The sequence below is a fragment of the Clostridium tagluense genome, from assembly GCF_003865095.1.
Taxonomy (GTDB): domain Bacteria; phylum Bacillota; class Clostridia; order Clostridiales; family Clostridiaceae; genus Clostridium_AD; species Clostridium_AD tagluense.
In genome coordinates this window covers 159,690-179,411 of the sequence record NZ_BHYK01000009.1, presented here as the reverse complement: position 1 = coordinate 179,411, position 19,722 = coordinate 159,690, and the positions used below count along the sequence as shown (strand labels likewise).

The following is a 19,722-nucleotide window of genomic DNA, read 5'->3' as shown; positions in this document are numbered from 1 at the left end:
AATCATATTAATAAAATGCTTTTTTCTTACTGATAAAGTAATTTTATAGGGATAATCTGACGTAAATCACCTACTAATAATAGAAATAAAATGACGTTTCAATTAGTTATAATTTGACGTTTAACACCATATCTATTTTTCCTTTTTTAATTCCTCTTTCCTCTGCTTCGTCTAGTAAACTCATCTTTTCAATAAGAGATTCTTCTCTTGCTTTGTAGAGTTTTATTGTTTCTTCATCACTACTTAACCATTCTAGTCTTTCTTCAGCTTTTCTTATAACAGAATCCACCGCTAAAACCTCCTTTAACATATCATTAGAAGTATCTTCTTCTAAAAACATTTTCTATTAAAATTTTAGCTGGAAGAGACTTCAAAAATGATATACGCTTTATACCTAGTTCCTTGTATATTTGCTTATTTACTGGATATATCCAATCAGCATTTTGTTCTATTGGAGTTATTAATTCATCAATATTACCTGATATAATTAAATGGTTTTGCTTTTGCTTTTGGTAATGCATTAACAAATCAACAGTTTCATTTGAACCATAACCTCCAAAAATATAATCACCTAGAAAAAAATCATATCTATATCTCTACTATCTATATCCTTCAATACTGCTTCAAAAGCAATATGATTACTATGTATATCAGCAACTACTGCAATTCTCATAAGATACTTCCATCCCCTGTTGATAAAGATTATTTACAAAACAACCTATAATTCTATGGGTTTTTTCAATCTACAGCTATGCTTGTTCAACAAGCAATTTAATATTTTCTTCTGTTGAAAGCAAGTCATTTTGTATACTATTGAACTTTTCTTTCAATGAACCTATTACACTGTCTACATTGTTTGCAACACGCTTTGCACTGTCTAATGATTCACAAATTCTTGATTGTACAACCCAATCAGATATAAGACCATCAAAAAAATAATCTGCAAATGTTTCGAAAGAACCAATATTTATTTCTATATTCATTATTAAATTCACATCGGATAATTCATTTTGGAATCGTATCAATGCAATTTTTGTATGATGTACATATTCCTTAGCTTCATCAATATGTGAGTGCTTAGCCGCAGTGGCAAGTAACCCTCCACCGAGTATATCCCATTTTCCCCAACCTTCAGCACTTCCAAGAGAATTTATTACACGTCCAAGTTCAATTTGTACAGCATCACCTGACGCAATTGCTTCCTTCAATTCTTTCTTCTGTGCTTCAAGGTCAGCTATGTTGTCTATAAGTTGAAGTATCTTTTGAGAATTACCATCATTTAGTTTCAGTATAAACTCTTCTTTGTGCTTCAATACAGTTTCATATTCACACTCTACGCCAAGTAGACTGTTTAATGAGGATTTATAAGATACAAGTTCCCTCTCTAATGCTAAAACTGATTTGCAACACTCATCATACTTTAGCTTAGCAGAAAGCAATTCTTGCCTCTCCTTTTCAAGCTGTTGATGTTTACTCCCAAGTATCGAATAAAATATACTAGTAATACTTAATGATTCAAGTTTTTTAACATCATTATCCTCATCTTTAAGAATATTTTCCAGCGCTAGCTTTCTATCTAATTCTTTTTGTAATGATTCTCTAGTCTGGTTAACCAAACTTTGAAATTTCTTTTTTCTCAATAGTTTTTCTTTGGCATTTATAAGTTCCCTGTTAAGTTCTTCAAACATGCTAAACTTCCTCTCGTCTTATGACTTTTTTGTACACAATACTCTAAAATTTTAACTTATATTCGTATGACTAAAAATAAAAATTACTAAATGCTTAAACAGAAATTTCCATTGACCTGAAATTTCAAATAACGTTGCGAATTCACAACTTATTTACTATATTCCCTTTTTAAAATTGAATATACTTGCAAATCAACGTAATCACCATGTTCAAATTCATATTCTCTTAGTAATCCTTCTAATTTAAATCCGCATTTTTCTAAAGTTTTCTTACATCCTGTATTTCTTGGATCAACCATTGCTTGTACTCTATTATAATTCTTGTTACAAAAACTAAATTTCAAAAGTTCAGAAATACAATCAGTCATTATTCCCTTGTTCCAATATTCCTTTTTTAGTTTAAAGCCAATTTCAATTTTATTATGCTGTCTATCTAAATCAAAAACACCAATATCTCCAATATATTTATTCGTTTTTTTATCCGCTATTACCCACCTTACTCCGTTATTTCCTTTAAAAAGACTTAGAAACCAATTAATTTCTTCTTCCGCTTCTTTTATATTTATGTATGGCTCTATCCCATAATATTTCATAACGTCTTCATCATTTGTTACTCTTAATAATTCTTCTGCATCTTCTAGCGTCGCCTCTCTTAATCTAATAATATGATTTTCAAATATTTCCATGATTTTTTCTCCTCCTTAATATATTTCGTGTAGTATACGCTAAATGGATTGTATTTACTTATTTTATGATTATAATTGGCACACAATTAGTAAGTCCACCAGCCAAGGTGGACGGCAACATTTAGTTATCTGATGAGCTGTTAATTACTTTCTACTAGTTCGTCTTATACAACCTTTAGATATTAGTATCTTTGGATTTGCATGTAGCCTTATATATATTAATAAGGTCACTTACAAGTAATCCATTAATGCTCATTCCTTCTATATTGCAATTGTTAATAGAAAGATTCTGTAGGTTTGAGTCAATAATTCTGCTATTAATTAATTCACATCTTTCTATAGTAAGTGGTACTTTTTCTGTCTGAAAACCTAAATTAGTATCGTGTATGTAAGCGTCAGCCAATGATACATGGCAGATTTCTATTTTGTTCATATTAGAATCACCTAATATTGAACTGCTCATATTTACATTGCTAAATCGTGATTCTGATACATTAGCATTCTGAAATATTGCATTTCCCAAATCGAGATTAGAAAACCTTGAGTTACACATGTTAACGTCATGAATATCAACATTCTGCATATTACACCCACGAAAATTTTGATTGCTAAAATCTTCATTTGAATGAAATACATATGAATCATTAATTGCATCACCTATTATTTTGCGGTAATATCTGTCTTCTTCATCCTCTCCTACCTTCACATAACCATTTTTTTCATAAAAGCAATGATTTCTAATACTTTTCTGAATTGTATCAAGCGTCCATATCTTTACCATAGGATACATTTCTTCCATAAGAGTAATAACTTTTGAACCTATACTCTTATTTTGAAATGTTGGGTCTATGTATAAACGGTCAACTCTTGCATGTTCTCTCCCGGTATAAGATATAAGTAAAACACCTGCAAGAACCTCATTATAGATTATTTTGTAATAGGTTTTATCTCGCATATGATATTTTTGCATATCAACAGAATTATAACCAGGTATAAAAGGCCTTTCACCATTATCATACCATCTATCAGTTTCATCTCTTTCAACATCAATCATCATATTTCTTATTTGCTTTGCATCAGCATCTAATGCAACTTCTAATCTTATTTTTTCATTCATACTTTTCCCCCTCAATTTTAAATTGATTTATAATATAAGATTAAGCCAGTATTATACTATTTATATTACTGTGAAACACTTTAGCAAAATATCGCTTACCATACTATATAATAATTGCAGTGTAAAATAAGAATATTGAGTATTAAAAGGATTTTGCTTCTTTCAAGAGTTCATCACCATCTAATAAGCATTTATCATTCAAATTGCCAAATGAAATCCTTAGAATTAACTTAATTTCTTCTAGCATCTAGTTTGCTAAAGTGCACAAATATTAAATCACCTACAGTAACATTTAAACCAGATTCGTAAAGGATTTTCCCTTTCTTTAAACATAAAATCTCTTATGCTTTATGATAAAATTGTGCCTCAATAAAACCAAATCTAACAACTCTTAATCAATTACTCTTTTTCTCTAAAATTTTAACTAAAGTTTCTAATTCCCACTGCAGAGAATCTTAGTGAAACTTCGCTTAGTCTCGCAGGTGTAGCTTGGCTATATTTTCAAGTCAAGCTTACCAAAATATGCGCCAGTCTTGAACTCAAAATCTATGGTATTATTAATAGTATAGAACAAAGAAACGGCAGTAATAATTATTAGTACCATAGAAGCAATTAATATATTTTTTTATAATTAATTTCCAATAAACCTAAATCAAAAAAAGTATTACAACTGCGCTAACTAAGACAGTTTAGTCAAGTGTGAAGTATAGTTCAATATTCTTAATACTCTTTGATTAAACCTACATTCTAATAACATAGAAATACTTGCTGGTGAAGCAGAAAAAACTGTATAATTTAACATTTCTGGTGTTAATTTTAGCCACCATGCTATTATGTATGATAAAGCACATCCATGTGTAACAATAATTAAATTCTTTCGATTCAAACTATAAATATCTTCCATGCTTTTGCTAACTCTTAGAAAAAACTGTCTCCAAGTCTCTCCACCTAAAAATGGTTCGTGGTCTATATTAAAACCTTCTTCTGGCATAGGAATTTCATTTTCTTTTACCCAATCCTTTGTTTTCCATGCTGCAATACCATTATTAATTTCTCTTAGTCCAAACTCTTCTATTACTCCTAAGTTTAAATAGTTATCAATGATATCAGCCGTTTGTTTTGCTCTTAATAAATCTGATGAATACAAGGTATATTCTTCTGTACTTATTTCATTTTTCAATTTTGCACCAAGCAAATCAGCTTGTTTTCGTCCTAAGTCAGTAAGGGGGGTGTCTGTCCACCCGCCTGTCAAGTTATTGATATGATGTTCTGATTGACAATGCTGAATTAGTATAATTTTTCTCATCTTTTACCTCCCTTGTATAGATTGATCATTCACGGAAACTCCTTAGCTCCTTTGTTTACTCATTTTTAATATCATTAATATTGCTTAGACTTAGAGATTCTTAGAGGAATAAAAATAATGTCCATACTTTTGGCCATGATAAACAACATGGTATTTAGAAAACACGTCAGGCTCTTGATAAACCAGCTTAATATTATTTCTTAAATCAATATATTTACTACTAAATGAATTAGACGATACTACACTTTTATATGAAAAATAATATTCACCGCATGTCGTTTATTAAATGCTCCACTTCACATTAACCATATATCAATATTATGTAATATGGTATATAGGTTATTTTATAACAGCAGTAACAATGCTATTACACAATTCTATATATGAAACACCACTAGCCAAAGCTTCTTGTGGAATTAAACTTGTAGGTGTCATCCCTGGAAGCGTATTAGCTTCAAGGCATATAAATTCACCACTGCCATCTAAAATAAAATCCATTCTTGAATATGTCCCTAGTCGTAAAATTTCAGATATTCTTAACGCTAAATTTTGAACTCTATTTGTATCATATTCCGAAAGAGTTGCAGGACATATATCTTGAGTTAATCCAGCTTGGTATTTATTCTTGTAATCATAGAATCCTTCTTTTGGTATTATTTCTATTACGGGCAATGCCTTACCTTGTAATAAACCTACAGAAAACTCACTACCCAATATCATTTTTTCAATAAGTACACTTGATTCAATTTTGTTAGCTATAGTAATTGCTGTTTCGAGCTCTTCAATATTATGAACAATTGATACCCCTATGCTCGATCCTGCACTACAAGGTTTAACTACACACGGCAACCCAATTGTTTCAAGAATATATTCTGTTGATATTGAATTTTTATTGAAAATCAACCATTGAGCTGTAGGAATACATGCCTTTTGTAACAGCTTCTTAGTTAAATCTTTATCCATTGCAAGGAGGCTTCCGATATATCCAGTCCCAGTATATTTAATTCCCATTACATCAAAAGTTGCCTGTATTTGACCATTCTCACCCATTGCGCCATGTAGTGCTATAAAAACAACATCAGCAAACTGACAAAGTGCTACCTTATTTCTGTTTTTTTACTAAGTATTTAAAACGAAAAATGTTCTATTTCATTCCAATAAGTGAGATTAGGCCATTGGCTAAAGTCTCTCCCCAACACAAATAATCATGTCCACTTTTAAATTCTTCAAAGGCAACAGTATATCCTTTGGATATTAGCACATCTCTTAAGTTTATATTTGTATCAATCATTCTATCTTTAGTTTCAAGAACCCCTACATTTAAGTAAAACTTAAGCGGTAATTTACCTATTGCTTTAAATTGATTACTCATCCAACAATTACTGTCATCACATTCAAAGCCTTCCGGCTTATACCAATAAGAACCAGACTGAGAAAGTACCTTTCCAAAGATTTCAGAATGTTTTAATCCTAAATAAGTTGCTGTTAATCCACCTAAACTTAGTCCTCCAATTATAGCTTCATCTGCTTTATTTGAAATGTTGTACTTATCTCTAACCCATGGAATTAACTCTATAACTATAATATCTGTAAATGCATTACTACACTTTAATTCTTCAACCCTAGTCTCAGTTGAATCAATGAATATTACAATTATAGGTGGTATCTTTTTATCAGCTATTAAATTGTCCAATACTTGTACTGCGGATAGAACATTAATGTACTCATCGCCATCAGTCAAAACTAGAAATCCATAAGGTTTATTCTTTTGACTATATTCATGAGGCGTGTAAATTCTAATTCTACGAGGATTTTCTAAATTTTCACTTTTAAATTTATGTTCCTCTAACTTTCCTTTAGGCACGTTATTTCTTTCTTTAACCCAGATATGTTCCTCCGCGTTTAACATTACTGCATAAGATCTTAACTTATCTTCTTTTCCCTTATCATCTTTAAAAATTGTTATATTTTTATTGAATCTATCATATGCTAAATTTTCAAATCGTTTCTCCCAATCATCATCAAATGAATCGTTTACAGAAAAATAATACCTAAAACGCACATCATTTCTCACCTTATAAGTTATATGCCACAAATTTGTTTTCTTAAATCTTTCCATTTTGTTCTCTAATAAATTTTCTCACCCTACTGGAGGTATAAACACTACATTTTCGTATTCTTCATCAGCTTTATAAACAAAGGTAACTAAGTCATTTTCAAAATCGCACTCTAATTTCTCTATTAATGGAGTACCATTATGCTCTATTTGCCACAAAAACTCTTCCATCGCCTGATTATTTACTTGCTGAAAATTTTCTTCTAACTTCATAATTATTTTACTCTTTAACAAAGTTTTTTCCATAGTAAATCTTTTCCTCCTCGCAAATTTACACGTTACTATATAAAAATAGTCCACTACCAAAGGCGAATGGAAATATTTTATAGTTGAAATTATATTTATAGAAAGTATTTTTGCATTTTTATAAGTTCATAATTTACCTTTCTTTTTCTCAAAATATTGTTTAATTTCAAAAGTTGATTCTCATCTTCACAAATACAAAATTTTCTCGTAAGGTTTCTTCGTCATCTCGATATGAAAATGATATTATTTCATTATTAGCGTCTCTACTGAAAGTCGTGCAATAATAAGGAATATAATTATTAGGTGCACTTATAAAAGTATCTCTGATTGCCGATGTATAATATAAATCCAACGCATTATTATGGCGATTCTCATTACTTATAAATAATTTATGGTTATCAACTATAACATTATATGAGACGCCAAGATTTTCACAATAATAGCTTCCCTCGTATACCTTTAACTCAGAATCATCAATTTTTTCTCCACAGAAAGGATAAAACATTCTGTCAATTTTTCTGCTATGTAACTGAATACCCTCTGGTACATGTTTATTATTTTCTACTACTGTATATGTTTTGCTTTTATCAGCTGATTTAAAAACACCATCACCATAATAAAAAATTTTAGTGCTATTTCCTAAATAATCTTCTACATAGTAAGTATCCTTCTTTTTTCTTATGTTCCATATGCAACTACTGATTGGATCCATATATTTTCCTGATAAGTCCAAATCAAATTCCACTTGATTGATATTTGTTTCAGCTGACTCATTCTCGTCCTTGCTGGCTCTTCCATCCTCATAACCGATTAATAATTTTAGAATACCATGCGTTAATCCGCCATCCTCATTACAAACATCAATATCATGAAAGAAATCCGTGTGATTTCCAAAAACAATCACAGATAATTTCTTTTCTGGCAATTGTGCATAATATGCACTATACCCACCCGCACATCCTCCATGCTGTATTAACTTATTACCATAAAATTTGCCAAGGAACAGGCCACAACCATATCCGCATTCTTCCCCATCATTTAACAATCCAGATGTTGTCAATACTTCTATAAATTTTTTTGAGGATTTTCCTAGAATATTATTATGAAAATTTTTATCCCATAAATAAAAATCGCGTACAGTTGTCCATAGCTGGCCAGCACCACCAACTTCTACATTCTCTTCATTAATGGAAATTGTGTCATGCCTTGAAAAATAACGTTCATAACTGTCATTAAAATGCACATAATCATAATTTGAATATCCAGCTGCTCTATTTTTAATGATTTTTGTACGATCATCTCTGATAAAAGTATTATTCATACCTAATGGTTTAAATATATGCTCCTCTGCATATTGGGTTAATGATATTTTAGTTACAGCTTAAACTATCTCTCCAAGTATAAAATATCCTGTATTACCATAGCTCCACCTCTCTCCCGGCTTGAAAAACGCCCAATCGCATGCTGTAACATATTTCCAAAACTCATCACGGGTGATATTTGTATCTTCTCGGATGCCACACACCAAATTAGCTGTATCATATACATCAGGTAATCCATTTGTCATGTGCAGCAAGTTAGATATCGTAATTTTATTACCACAATCCTTAAGCTCAGGAAATATACTCCTGATATCTTGATCTAATGATAATTTACCTTCTTCTATCAGCAAAGCGATACAAGTTGCTGTAAATTGTTTTGCAATAGAACAAACATGAAATACGGTATTCCCATCAATTGGGATGTCATAGTCTAAGTTAGCCACACCATACCCTTCGCAAAATATCAATTCACCATTCTCAACAACTCCAATAGCAATCCCTGGATAATCCTTCCTATCATACTTTTTACACATTTCATCAATTTTAGTTAATATATTAAATGTTGCCATTATATTTTTCACCCCTGATCAATTTCTTCACATAACTTAAAGCTTCATTAATATCTTTAAAATATTTATGATTAAATTGTTTTTTTCTTTATAATAACTTACAATTTTAACTCAACTAATGATAATTATAGCATATTACCTCATAAAGCACATGCATTTTTTGTTATACATGAAAAATACTTACATTTTAAGTGCCATATTATTTATATTTTCATTTTCAATAGTTAATTCGCATTTTGCTTATTCTTCAACAAACTTCCTACACACTTGTTCTATTTCCTTTTATAAAAAATATCCTAGCTATCCATATATCTTTAAATTAAAAAGACACCCTCTCCGGTGCCCTTAATTTTATTATTTTATTTTTTAGTTGTGTCGCTTTTCTTCAAAATATTGTTTGATTTCAAAGGTTGATTCCCATCTTCGTATTGTATATTCGTTAATTTCACATCTTAATGCTAATTCTCATAACCCACATTTCTTATAAATTTCAGTAATACAAGGACTTTTAGTTTCTATATAACTATCGATATCTGTTGGATACTTTATTGCTGCTTGTAATTTAATTACACTATATTTTTCCCTATCTTCCTTGTGTGTTCTCAAATAATTTCGAAAAGCAATGTACTTTTTCGTTCTAAATTCCTTATAACGTTTCCAACTAAATAGGGCCCTGAACCTAGCCAGACCTGGTTGGATATCTACTCAACTCTTGGATTTAATAAAACCATATGAAGATGGTCTTCCCATTTCCCATTAATCTTTTGATATTTTTCAGATAAACCTTCATTTTTGAAGTTAAGTTTATCTAACACTTTTAATGACAATATATTTTTAGGCATTACTGTAGCCTCGATTCGATGAAGTTTATATTCATCAAATATAGTGTCTATTCCTTTCTTTAATGCCTCTGTTATATAGCCTTTATTTGTTTCACTATAATCAATGCTATAACCTACATAGCATGATAAGCAAAAACTCTTAATTATATGACTAAAACAAATTGTTCCGATTATCTTCTCAAAACCTATATCTGTTTTTTTAAAAATCCATAGTCTTAATTGGTTACCATTAGTTATATCAATCAATTCCTGCTCTACTGCCTTTTTACGATTTTCTGCTTTATAAAAATCCTCACTTCTTAATGAGTCAAACTCTCTTAAATGTTCTCTGTTTCTATTAAAATAATCTAATACTAATTCAGCAAACGAGCCATCTATAACTTTTAAAACAAGCCTTTCTGTTTCATATAATTGATACATAGTAATCCCCCTTAATTTTTCATAAATTAGTTATAATTCATCCTATCCTACAATTGCATCTCAATAAAATCAAATTTAAAAACTTTTAAGCTGTCACTCTGTTTATCTAAAATCATGCATAACGTTACTATTTCCCAACGCTGAGAAGCTTAGCGAGACTTCGCAGGTGTAGCTTGGCTATCTTTTCAAGCTAATCTGAATGGGGATTTTTTATTATCTGATGAGATATGTTCTTCGCTTATTTTAATTGATATCCGTTACCCTTAAACTTCTTATTGAATAATATAAAAAAAATACATATGAATACAATCAAATGTTGTTTGTATTTTTGTAATCAATGTGTTTTTAACCAAGAACTTACCATCAAATAGAATTGGTATTCCCTCTCCACTCCATATTGAACCTTCGACTACTTTCATAGCTTGAATATGAAGATGAGGAAATTCAGTAAGTCCGGAATTACCTACATTAGCTATATGTTGACCTTCATTTACAAAATCTCCAACTTTTACTTTTATACTATCCCTTTGAATATGTCCGATTACAATATTTATTCCTTTACTCTGAATAACGATTTTGTTACCCACATTGTATGGATGGTTGCCTGAAAAAGGCTCCTCATTATCTCTATTGTCTACTACTTCAATAATTGTTCCATTACAAGGGCTATATATAGCTTCTTTATATATAGCATATTTTTCTATTTGTTTTGGCAATATATTTTTCGCAAAACTTCCAATAGAATTAAGTTTCACAATATCTGTGGCATATTGCATTGACTTATTAACATTATTTTTTGTATGCGAAGAACCGGCAAAATGATAGTTAATCAAACTACATTTTTTGCTATTGCCACCTTCAAATACATAATATGTTCCACTTTTAAAAGGAAACGCAAGACTTATTGAAGTCCCATTGTAAGATAATGCAGTTATTGACTTTATTATGAAATGTAGCATGGTACCTGCAACCAACAAGTAAATAAAAATATAAAAACCATTATTATATACAAACTTTGTAACATTTTCTTCGTATATAAACGGTAGTGTTACCATATCTGAAATTGATAAAGCAGAAACTATAACATATAAAACTCCAAATAAATACCTTAAATAGTAACAAATAAAGCCCCAATAACCTATAATAAAGATTAGTAGCATATATAAACCAGAAATTACTATCTTCATTAACCATATTAATTTACTGCTATCTCGTCCAATTAGAATCCATCCTAAAAAAAATAAAGGTATTACTATTATACTCATAAAGAAGAAAGTTAAAGCTATTGTACGATTTACCTTCATATTCTACATCCTTTCAAAGTTTAAATATATATATATCTTTTACCATGGTCTTAAGTTGAGTTCTATGTTAATACGCAAAATCTTACTAGAATAAATGCGTACTATCACTTTTTTATTAGCGGAACTAAACTATAACGTGCGTAGTCCTTTCTATATTTCTAACACTAAATCAATTTTATTCATTTTTGCATTTTCACCTCGTATAAATTCTTCTGTAACCATCTCATCTGAAGGTATATACACTGACCCAGAACTGCAAAACACATATCTTTTTAAATTCTCTTTATTTAAAATTCCAATTAATTTTTGCATATCTTTCATTTCATATGCTGAGGTGTCAAAAATATAGTCATATTTTTCATTTGAAATATTTACTTTTAAATCTTCAATTGATTTTCTATCACCTTTTAAATGTTTTCTAATTCCAGCATATTTAGGAGGCTTAATCCCTCTTGTAAATATATCCACGATATATCCTTTTGATATCAAATATTTTGTCAATGAACTGCTTACAAATTCAGTTCCACCCATGACTAAAATTTTCATACTTTATTCTCCTCTTTAATAAAAAATTACTCTTAATATTGCTTTTGACAACATTCATGAACCTTAGCAAGACGCGCTTGGTGAAAAAATGTGAGTAACTCTATTCATCAAAAGCTACTGAAATTGATTTGATATAAATTGCTACTGTCACTTATTTCCTATATTTGATTCAGTCAAAATAATCTTTATTTCATATTTAATTACTATTGTTCATTAAAAACTTTTAAGCTTTCTACCTTAATGTGATTTAACGATTGCGTTTAGATTATGCTCATTATCTCATAGTAACTTTTCATATAGTCTAAACCAGTTCAACCCGTAGTCTCCAAGTCCCAAGTCAACTGTATCAATATATTTAAAACCACATTTTTCATACAGCCTAATGGCAGGTATATTATCTTCGTAAACATCCAACCTAATTGATTTAGCTTGGGACTTAATGCTGTGTTCAATAGAAAAGTCCATTAATGCTTTGCCTACACCACAGTTCAAAAATTTTGGATGCACTACAAATGTATATACAACAAAAATATCTGCATAGTCAAACTCAAATTCCCATTTAGCTTTATAATATGCAGGTTCAGGTTCATGGCTTAAAATAACAGAACCAACAATTTTTCCATTATGTTTCGATACATAGAGATTGCCATGTTTAACTCCATCAATTGCATTTTGCCGAACAGGGTATATACCCTTTTTCCACCCAGGATAGTTTACTCCCTTTGCCAAGTGGTCATTTAAATCGTTATAAAGCTGTTCTAATTCATCAATATCTTTTGCTTTTCCTAATTCAAAAATGATATCCATATGTGTATCCCTCCAATTAATGTAAAATACAAATAATCTTCATAAGATAACAACTGTATCTTAAAAAATCATTCCAAATAACTTATGGCAATTACCTTTTTGTTCTAAATCCCATATAATGTCTCGTACCCCAGACACCGATCCCATTAGATCCTTTTGCTTTTGTTCGTCATAATAATTATTAATGATAATGCTAATTATGCATGAGACAATACTGGAAACCTTAATTTATTATTTTGAAATAAATCCTCTTTACCCTTCATGACAAATGTTATCCTTGGATATGATTCACTATATAATAATTATGGTGCAATATGTGAAAAATGTGTATTAAATTGTAAATACTATAATTACCCAACACAGTTTATTAATTTCGTTTTTAAGCGCAATACCTCACTATCACTTAACCCTATTTGAGAAAAATATTCTTCTACTGAGTTATATTTTTGTTGGAACATATCCAAAAATTTTTCCATATATTCTATTTTCGGAGTTATGATATTCACGTCAACATTCTTATTACTTTTACAAAACTGTTGTAACATAGAGCCTAAATATGCTTGCGAAATCTGATAATCAGCTAAAATATCTGTTTTGCAAACACCAACTAATAGCAACAACAATACTGAAATTACTCCTGTCCTATCTTTCCCAGCTGTACAATGGTAAAGAACACCGCCTTTAGCTTTTGCAAATACTCTCATGATATTAAGTACAGTTTTTTGCTCGTCTACCATTTCAAAGTATGAATTTGGAACAGCGTAAGCGCTTGCAGGCAAACATCCATCTCCATGTGCTTTGCAATGATAGTATTCAAATTTCTTATCATTTTTTAAAGCACAAGGTTTATTTTGAACCTCATCATCACTTCTCAAATCAACGATTGTTGTTATATTATTGGATAATAATAGTTCTATATCATCATCTGATACTTCAATTGGCACATCGCTACGCAGAAATACCTTATATGTGGTTGATTTTCTACAATCTATGGGATAACCACCTAAATCACGTGTGTTAAGAGTGTTACTTAATAAAAATCTACGCATATATCCACTTCCTTTATTATACATTGTTTAATAATACTTTCTTCTAATAACTACGTCTCAATAAGATCAAAGCCAAAAACTTATGAACAATCACTTTTTTGTTATAAATTCCGTATAATGTTTTGCACTCAAGTCATTCATAAGCCCCAGCGAGAAGCGCTTGTCGAAGGAATGTGCCTTGGCGATTGATCATCAGTTGCCCTATATATAGATTATAAGTCATAAATTTACACATTGCTATATAAAAATAGTCCACTAGCCAAAGCGGACGGCAACATTTTGTTATAGGTCGTTTTTGACAGTACACTTTGAGCAACACCTACTCCAGTTATACTTGAATATGTTTCATACTACATAATTATTGTGGTGCAATATATGAAAATTGTAAATTAATAGCATTAGATATTATCCATTTTTTTCAATTCATTAACCGCATTATTCCACAACATAAAAGATTGATTAATACCTTCTGAAAAACTACCTAACTTAACAACTTCTAATAAATTTTCGCTACATCCTTCGGGTTTAATATCAAAATTTTTAATAAAATCAAGTGTTCTTTTTCGGCTTGGGAAATAGGTTCTATTAATAGCAAACAGTGCTTGAAGGAAATGGTCAATTGCAATATCCATTGCAAAATGATAAAAAAATACATCCTTTCTGATTACAGCACGTTCTAAGTCTTCTGTATCTTCGAGTTCATCCAAATGATATTGTATAAGTATTTTTGCCAATTTGTCAGGATACTCGGATAATCTTTTTTTCAATGCATATAAAAAATCATTTTTATCGTATAAAACATTGATATTTTTTAACATGGCACATCGACCTATAGGATAATAATAATTATCCAATTTGTCTGGATATTCACCATTGAGTATAGATTCTACATCAATTAAAGTTTCACTTACTGTAAAATACATTAACCAAGTTTCAATACCATTTATAAGTATAAAATCTCCTATTCCCCAATGTCCTTCTTTAAAGACATTGATTTTACATTCTTGTATCTGCTCTCCTAATTGATTTATCATGGCTTGCCGCTTCTCAAATTCAGGTATCATATCACAATATATAAAAACATCAATATCACTCTCTCCTGCCTTGGGAAGCTCAATTTTGCTACCACTTATGCCAATTGATTGCACATCCCTCATTGCCGAAATACTATTCATTAATGTATCTATGATTTTCTCTGTATCATGAACCATGTTATCTCCCCCTTTTAGAAATATGAAATTTGATTTGCGATAAATTACAACTGCGTCTTAATAAAACCATGTCCAATAACTTTTGAACAATCAATTTCTAAATCTAAATTACGTATAACATTTCGTGTTGCCGTCGTTTCTGAACCTTAGCTCGACGCGCTTGTGAACTAATGTGCCTTGGCGTTGGTTTATCATTTTCTTGGGTTAAACCATACTTGAGTATATGACGATACCTTATAAAATCACTCTCTAGCCAAGGCAAACTGCAACAATTTGTTATACGTAGTTTTAGCTACCATACTTTAAGCAAAATCTACTCCAGTTATCATTAATCAATTATTTAATAATATTTTTTAAAACACTTAATAAGTTCTCACTACTTTCTATCATAGGAAAATGACATGAATTTGATACTATTTCAATATCAATATGCTTCTGAATAATTGGATTTATACCCAATTGACTTATTACTATTTCTTTATTATTAATGCCTCTATCACCATATATGAAATGAATATTGCTGTTTGCCATATTAATCATCCAAGTTAAATCTAAATTTTGAAGTTGATTTCTTAAAATTGGTGAATAGTATTTAGATTCTTGATTTAGCATATTTGTAACGTTTTCTTTTATAGTATCATTCGTATCTTCCATTAATAAGTTCTGAAAAAATTTCGCAGGACTTGTTATATAAGACTCAATTAATACAATATGTTTTAAATTTACATTTTTTAAAGTAGAAAGATGTAATGCTATTAAACCTCCCATACTATGTCCAACTATAAAATCATAATATTCATCTTCAATAATGAAATTATCTTTTACCCATGTTGAAAAATCAGAGATATTATTAAAATAATTAGTTAAATTTGTTGGCCATTCTATAAACTTTATGTTATGTTCATCATCGCGGAAACTTTTCTCGATATTTTCCCATATCCACGGTTTACATCCATACCCACATAAAAATAAACCTTTCATATCATTTTTCCTCCTTTACCTTTAAATAGATTTTAATTAAATCATTTTTATCCCGCAGTAATTTATTTAAAAATGTTGGATGTACTCCTGCATACATCTCCATGTCATAATCAAGTTGTTTCTGTTGTATAAGTTTACCACCTTTATTTAAGAATTGTATCTTGATACAATATAAATGCTCCCACAGTTTTAAACGCATTTAAAACGCTTAGATCAAACATTTTAATATCCCCCCTATTTCTTTTAAATCACTATTTTTTATGCGGAGTTATAACTTACATAGACAGAAACCTCCTATTGGTGGCAAAGGACTGTTTTACAACTACAAATAATATAAAATTAGAAATCCCGGTTGAAAGAGCATTAGAATACATTAATCTACCCTCTTATAAATATACAATTATTCACATTTTGAAAAATTACAAAGAATTTGTGCGGAAAGCCCACTCTCTTTAGGTGTGGGATGGATAGCACTACTAAAATATACCATTAGACATGGTTATTTTAGTACGATATAATATACTTAGGTTTTAAAACGAGCCATATACTATCGTTAATGTGTCAATTGTGATGCTTGATAGTGAAATTCTTGAAGAAAATAATTAGTTTTTATATGTTGTAATTTATAGTTTTTATTATAAGTGAGAGTATAAAAGAAGTTATTTAGTATTCAAGAACCCCATTCATTTATGTGTGGGAGTTTCAGGCCCTCTGTTTCATTTCCTGATTCATGTAAACTTTTATTATTTTTGATAAATAACTCGGATGCAATGCTAGAAATATAATCAGATTTTATATTTTTCCATTGATCCTTGTCATAAACATACTCTTGTCCAAATATTAAAGAAGATAGTTGCTTTATAATTGAATATGCTGCATATGAATGTGGTATAGACTTGTCATTCTTTGATTGATTTAAGAATTTTTCTATTAAGTTATACGGCTGGGGATTATAAATAAGTTCAATCAATTTTGCCCTGTACTCTAAATTGCTCCCGTTTAAATTTGGAAAATTTTTATAATCACTTAAATGTTGTGCTTCATGCTTTAAAAACCATACTTGAAACTCGGTAGAATTCGTATCTATATTTTCGACTCCATTATTAACGTAATATAGCCCTTCTGGTTTAGCCCATCCCCCTGCATAATGTTTTCCCATTGTAGCAAAATGCGCCCAACTTAACATTAAAAAATCAGTGATAAAGTACACTACTACCTCTTGCTTACCATCAGGTAAGGACACATTAAACTCTTTCTTCAGAGTATTCTTCCAAATATAAGGTCCTCTAAATGGTGATGTCACTCCACCTAAAAATGAATATCCTTTCTCTTTAAATATATTTTCTAATTCTAACTCTATTTCATCTAAATTAGAATGCTGATTAATGGTTACCAATTTTGACAAACTTGAAATTAAACGGTGTTCAGCCTGTCCTATAGAATTATTAATTAACACAGAACGAAAATAACGCAAATAACAATTTAATACATCTTTTACCCATGAATCATCTGAGTCAATTTCATAAATTTCATTATCAGTTAAAAAGCGTTTTTCATATTGTTCTATTAACATAAGAATATCATCGTTTTTATCCTTAAATGTTTTTAAATATTCAATGGCTTTAAGTACATTCCCTTGTAAGCACATGGAATAGAATTTTTGCATATCCATATTTTATTACCCCATTTCTTACTACATCTTCTATATACTTTTCATCTAATTTTTCAAATATCATTTTCTTACCTCACTTAATAATTTATAAATTCCTTTAAATAATCCATAAAATATGACAAATATTCGCTTTAGTATTAAAATTTTTTAAACACCTTAAAACTCAAACTCTCACCTTATTCTAAGTCAAGTCTATAGGTATACTCGTCATATACAATATCAGTTCCACGCTTTTTAAAAGCCCCCTCCTTTTCAACATAGAACCCCAACTTTTTCAAAACAGCATTAGACCCTTCATTTTCTTGGGCAACCTCTGCTGTAATTTTTCTCCCACCATTACGATATCCAAAATTAATTAAACCTTTAATCATTTCCGTTGCATACCCTTGTCTCCAATATTTCTTATGTACGCAATACCCCAGTCCCAAATGTTTGTTATCATCGCTCGGAACTACACTACATGTCCCAATAAACTCACCAGATTCTTTTAAAACAGCAATAAACGGATACCAACCTTTCTGATTTTCAATATCTTTAGCAAAATTCATTTCATCTTCATCTGCCTTGTCACGAGGAGGGTCAGATAAATATTTTCCCATTTCATCATCTAACCAAATGTTAAGACAAAGTGGTCCATCTTCTTCTCGTGTGCTTTTTATAATTAAACGATTTGTTATAATATCTTCCGTTACCATATTTATCAATCTCCTTTTTTTACACTAATTAAATTTATCTTTGCATTAAATTACTATTTATCTACATATCATATAATTTATCCTTCCTGATTTTTTTTACAAACTAGTATTGATTAATAAATTAGTGCGAAACAAAAACTTTAATTAATATGCCATTTCCACTAACGTCTTGTATTTCCAACGTCACTGAACCGGACCATCGGAGCATTTCTTCTAACGTTTCATGTTGGCGACGTTTCCCAACCCTAGTGCGAGCGCACTTGGGCCGGAAAATGTGCCTTGATGGCGGAAAACGATAACCTATATATAGATTATAAACCATAAATTTACACATTGCTACATAAAAAAAGTCCACCATTCAAGGCGGACGTCAACATTTTGTTATGTTTCAGGTAGAGTTAATCTGCACTGTATTTTTTTACCAATACATCGCGATGGTAGGATCATTTCAATTAAGGGAAAAGTCAGCATCAACCTATGCTTGTTATTGAATACTAAGTTTTAATCATGTAAAACTCTTGACTTTAATGAATTTCTTTAGAAATACCATTAATTCTTTCATAAATCTGATTTACTATAACATCTACAGATAACGAGCCATCTATTATAAAATCAGAATTTGCTTTTATTGAATTCAACGCTTCTAAATAAGCTAATCTTCCACATGATAAATAAATATCTAAGTCTTTTAGTATATTGTCAGAAGAAACTCCTTTAAAATCTCTAAGTATACGCCTAGCCATTGCAATATCGAGTGGTGTATCAATAAATATTGTGAAATCTATATATTCACGCATTTTGTTATGTTTATAAGCAAATGGATAATCAAGTAATATGCAGTCTAATGATAAAACAGGATTAGAAAGCAAAGAGCATAAGTCATTAATTAAAGGTGTCAATTTCCATTCATTATAATCTGCACCTCTCTTAAGCCAATCACATATGTCATCGGGACCTTCAAATTCATAATCATCAAAGAATAACGCTTTAGAATTATACAATTTTTTATTCAACTGAGTTGTAATAGTTGTTTTTCCACCACCTGAAACTGCTGCAATCGCAATTACTAACGTCTTTTTGCTGTTCATTGTAATCCTCCAATTCTAATAATTTTCTTAATAATAAAGGATCCCTTAAAATTCTAT

20 protein-coding genes and 2 pseudogenes are annotated in these 19,722 nt (G+C 30.1%); all 22 read right to left on the bottom strand.

All coding sequences use genetic code 11. The features are described 5' to 3' along the window. Window positions 1-106: 106 nt before the first annotated feature. The 22 genes and pseudogenes from Ctaglu_RS10280 to Ctaglu_RS10175 all read right to left on the bottom strand — a co-directional run bounded on the left by Ctaglu_RS10280 (window position 107) and on the right by Ctaglu_RS10175 (window position 19,665). The gene (locus Ctaglu_RS10280) at window positions 107-289 is read right to left on the bottom strand and encodes a hypothetical protein (RefSeq protein WP_125000956.1); all 183 of its coding nucleotides are present in this window, start codon (window positions 287-289) and stop codon (window positions 107-109) included. Between the two features lie 25 nt (window positions 290-314). Next, window positions 315-521 carry a hypothetical protein gene (locus Ctaglu_RS10275; protein WP_125000953.1) on the bottom strand — a complete coding sequence of 69 codons (207 nt, stop codon included), beginning with the start codon at window positions 519-521 and terminating at the stop codon, window positions 315-317. Window positions 522-571: 50 nt separating this feature from the next. Next, on the bottom strand, window positions 572-673 hold the full coding sequence (locus Ctaglu_RS25115; RefSeq protein WP_185732658.1) for a metallophosphoesterase: 102 nt from the start codon (window positions 671-673) through the stop codon (window positions 572-574). 76 nt (window positions 674-749) lie between these two features. Further along, entirely contained in the window at window positions 750-1,688 is a 939-nt protein-coding gene (locus Ctaglu_RS10270) for a hypothetical protein (protein ID WP_125000950.1), read from the bottom strand. A gap of 149 nt (window positions 1,689-1,837) precedes the next feature. Further along, entirely contained in the window at window positions 1,838-2,374 is a 537-nt protein-coding gene (locus Ctaglu_RS10265) for a GNAT family N-acetyltransferase (protein ID WP_125000948.1), read from the bottom strand. A gap of 175 nt (window positions 2,375-2,549) precedes the next feature. Beyond that, window positions 2,550-3,491: a GNAT family N-acetyltransferase gene (locus Ctaglu_RS10260; protein WP_125000945.1), complete on the bottom strand. Its 942-nt coding sequence runs from the start codon at window positions 3,489-3,491 to the stop codon at window positions 2,550-2,552. Window positions 3,492-4,170: 679 nt separating this feature from the next. Further along, window positions 4,171-4,797, bottom strand: coding sequence for a histidine phosphatase family protein (locus Ctaglu_RS10255; protein WP_125000941.1), 627 nt, complete (start codon window positions 4,795-4,797; stop codon window positions 4,171-4,173). A gap of 339 nt (window positions 4,798-5,136) precedes the next feature. After that, a pseudogene (locus tag Ctaglu_RS10250) lies at window positions 5,137-5,892 on the bottom strand (D-alanine--D-alanine ligase family protein); the annotation flags it as partial. Window positions 5,893-5,941: 49 nt separating this feature from the next. Then, window positions 5,942-6,916 (bottom strand): alpha/beta hydrolase, encoded by a 975-nt coding sequence (locus Ctaglu_RS10245; RefSeq protein WP_233439743.1) that lies wholly within the window; start codon window positions 6,914-6,916, stop codon window positions 5,942-5,944. Window positions 6,917-6,937: 21 nt separating this feature from the next. After that, window positions 6,938-7,159 (bottom strand): hypothetical protein, encoded by a 222-nt coding sequence (locus Ctaglu_RS25905; protein WP_233439742.1) that lies wholly within the window; start codon window positions 7,157-7,159, stop codon window positions 6,938-6,940. Between the two features lie 166 nt (window positions 7,160-7,325). After that, window positions 7,326-9,014 (bottom strand): annotated as a pseudogene (locus tag Ctaglu_RS10240) (serine hydrolase domain-containing protein). Between the two features lie 501 nt (window positions 9,015-9,515). Then, window positions 9,516-9,737, bottom strand: coding sequence for a GrpB family protein (locus Ctaglu_RS26175; protein ID WP_267901270.1), 222 nt, complete (start codon window positions 9,735-9,737; stop codon window positions 9,516-9,518). A gap of 14 nt (window positions 9,738-9,751) precedes the next feature. Continuing rightward, window positions 9,752-10,312: a GNAT family N-acetyltransferase gene (locus tag Ctaglu_RS10225; protein WP_125000929.1), complete on the bottom strand. Its 561-nt coding sequence runs from the start codon at window positions 10,310-10,312 to the stop codon at window positions 9,752-9,754. Window positions 10,313-10,584: 272 nt separating this feature from the next. Then, complete coding sequence (locus Ctaglu_RS10220) at window positions 10,585-11,616, bottom strand: M23 family metallopeptidase (protein ID WP_125000926.1); 1,032 nt, start codon at window positions 11,614-11,616, stop codon at window positions 10,585-10,587. Between the two features lie 150 nt (window positions 11,617-11,766). Further along, window positions 11,767-12,162 (bottom strand): NAD-dependent epimerase/dehydratase family protein, encoded by a 396-nt coding sequence (locus Ctaglu_RS10215; RefSeq protein WP_125000923.1) that lies wholly within the window; start codon window positions 12,160-12,162, stop codon window positions 11,767-11,769. Between the two features lie 279 nt (window positions 12,163-12,441). Next, window positions 12,442-12,969: a GNAT family N-acetyltransferase gene (locus Ctaglu_RS10210; protein ID WP_125000919.1), complete on the bottom strand. Its 528-nt coding sequence runs from the start codon at window positions 12,967-12,969 to the stop codon at window positions 12,442-12,444. A gap of 350 nt (window positions 12,970-13,319) precedes the next feature. After that, entirely contained in the window at window positions 13,320-14,018 is a 699-nt protein-coding gene (locus Ctaglu_RS10205) for a tyrosine-protein phosphatase (RefSeq protein ID WP_185732657.1), read from the bottom strand. A 398-nt stretch (window positions 14,019-14,416) separates the two neighbouring features. Next, the gene (locus Ctaglu_RS10200) at window positions 14,417-15,229 is read right to left on the bottom strand and encodes a DUF4037 domain-containing protein (RefSeq protein ID WP_125000912.1); all 813 of its coding nucleotides are present in this window, start codon (window positions 15,227-15,229) and stop codon (window positions 14,417-14,419) included. A gap of 336 nt (window positions 15,230-15,565) precedes the next feature. Beyond that, on the bottom strand, window positions 15,566-16,210 hold the full coding sequence (locus tag Ctaglu_RS10195) for a hypothetical protein (protein WP_125000909.1): 645 nt from the start codon (window positions 16,208-16,210) through the stop codon (window positions 15,566-15,568). 670 nt (window positions 16,211-16,880) lie between these two features. Continuing rightward, a complete protein-coding gene (locus Ctaglu_RS10185; protein ID WP_125000903.1) occupies window positions 16,881-17,882 on the bottom strand; it encodes a hypothetical protein in 1,002 nt (333 codons plus the stop codon). Between the two features lie 176 nt (window positions 17,883-18,058). Then, window positions 18,059-18,577, bottom strand: a complete 519-nt coding sequence (locus Ctaglu_RS10180) for a GNAT family N-acetyltransferase (protein WP_125000900.1) — start codon at window positions 18,575-18,577, stop codon at window positions 18,059-18,061. Window positions 18,578-19,101: 524 nt separating this feature from the next. Further along, on the bottom strand, window positions 19,102-19,665 hold the full coding sequence (locus Ctaglu_RS10175) for a nucleoside/nucleotide kinase family protein (protein WP_125000897.1): 564 nt from the start codon (window positions 19,663-19,665) through the stop codon (window positions 19,102-19,104). Between the last annotated feature and the right edge of the window lie 57 nt (window positions 19,666-19,722).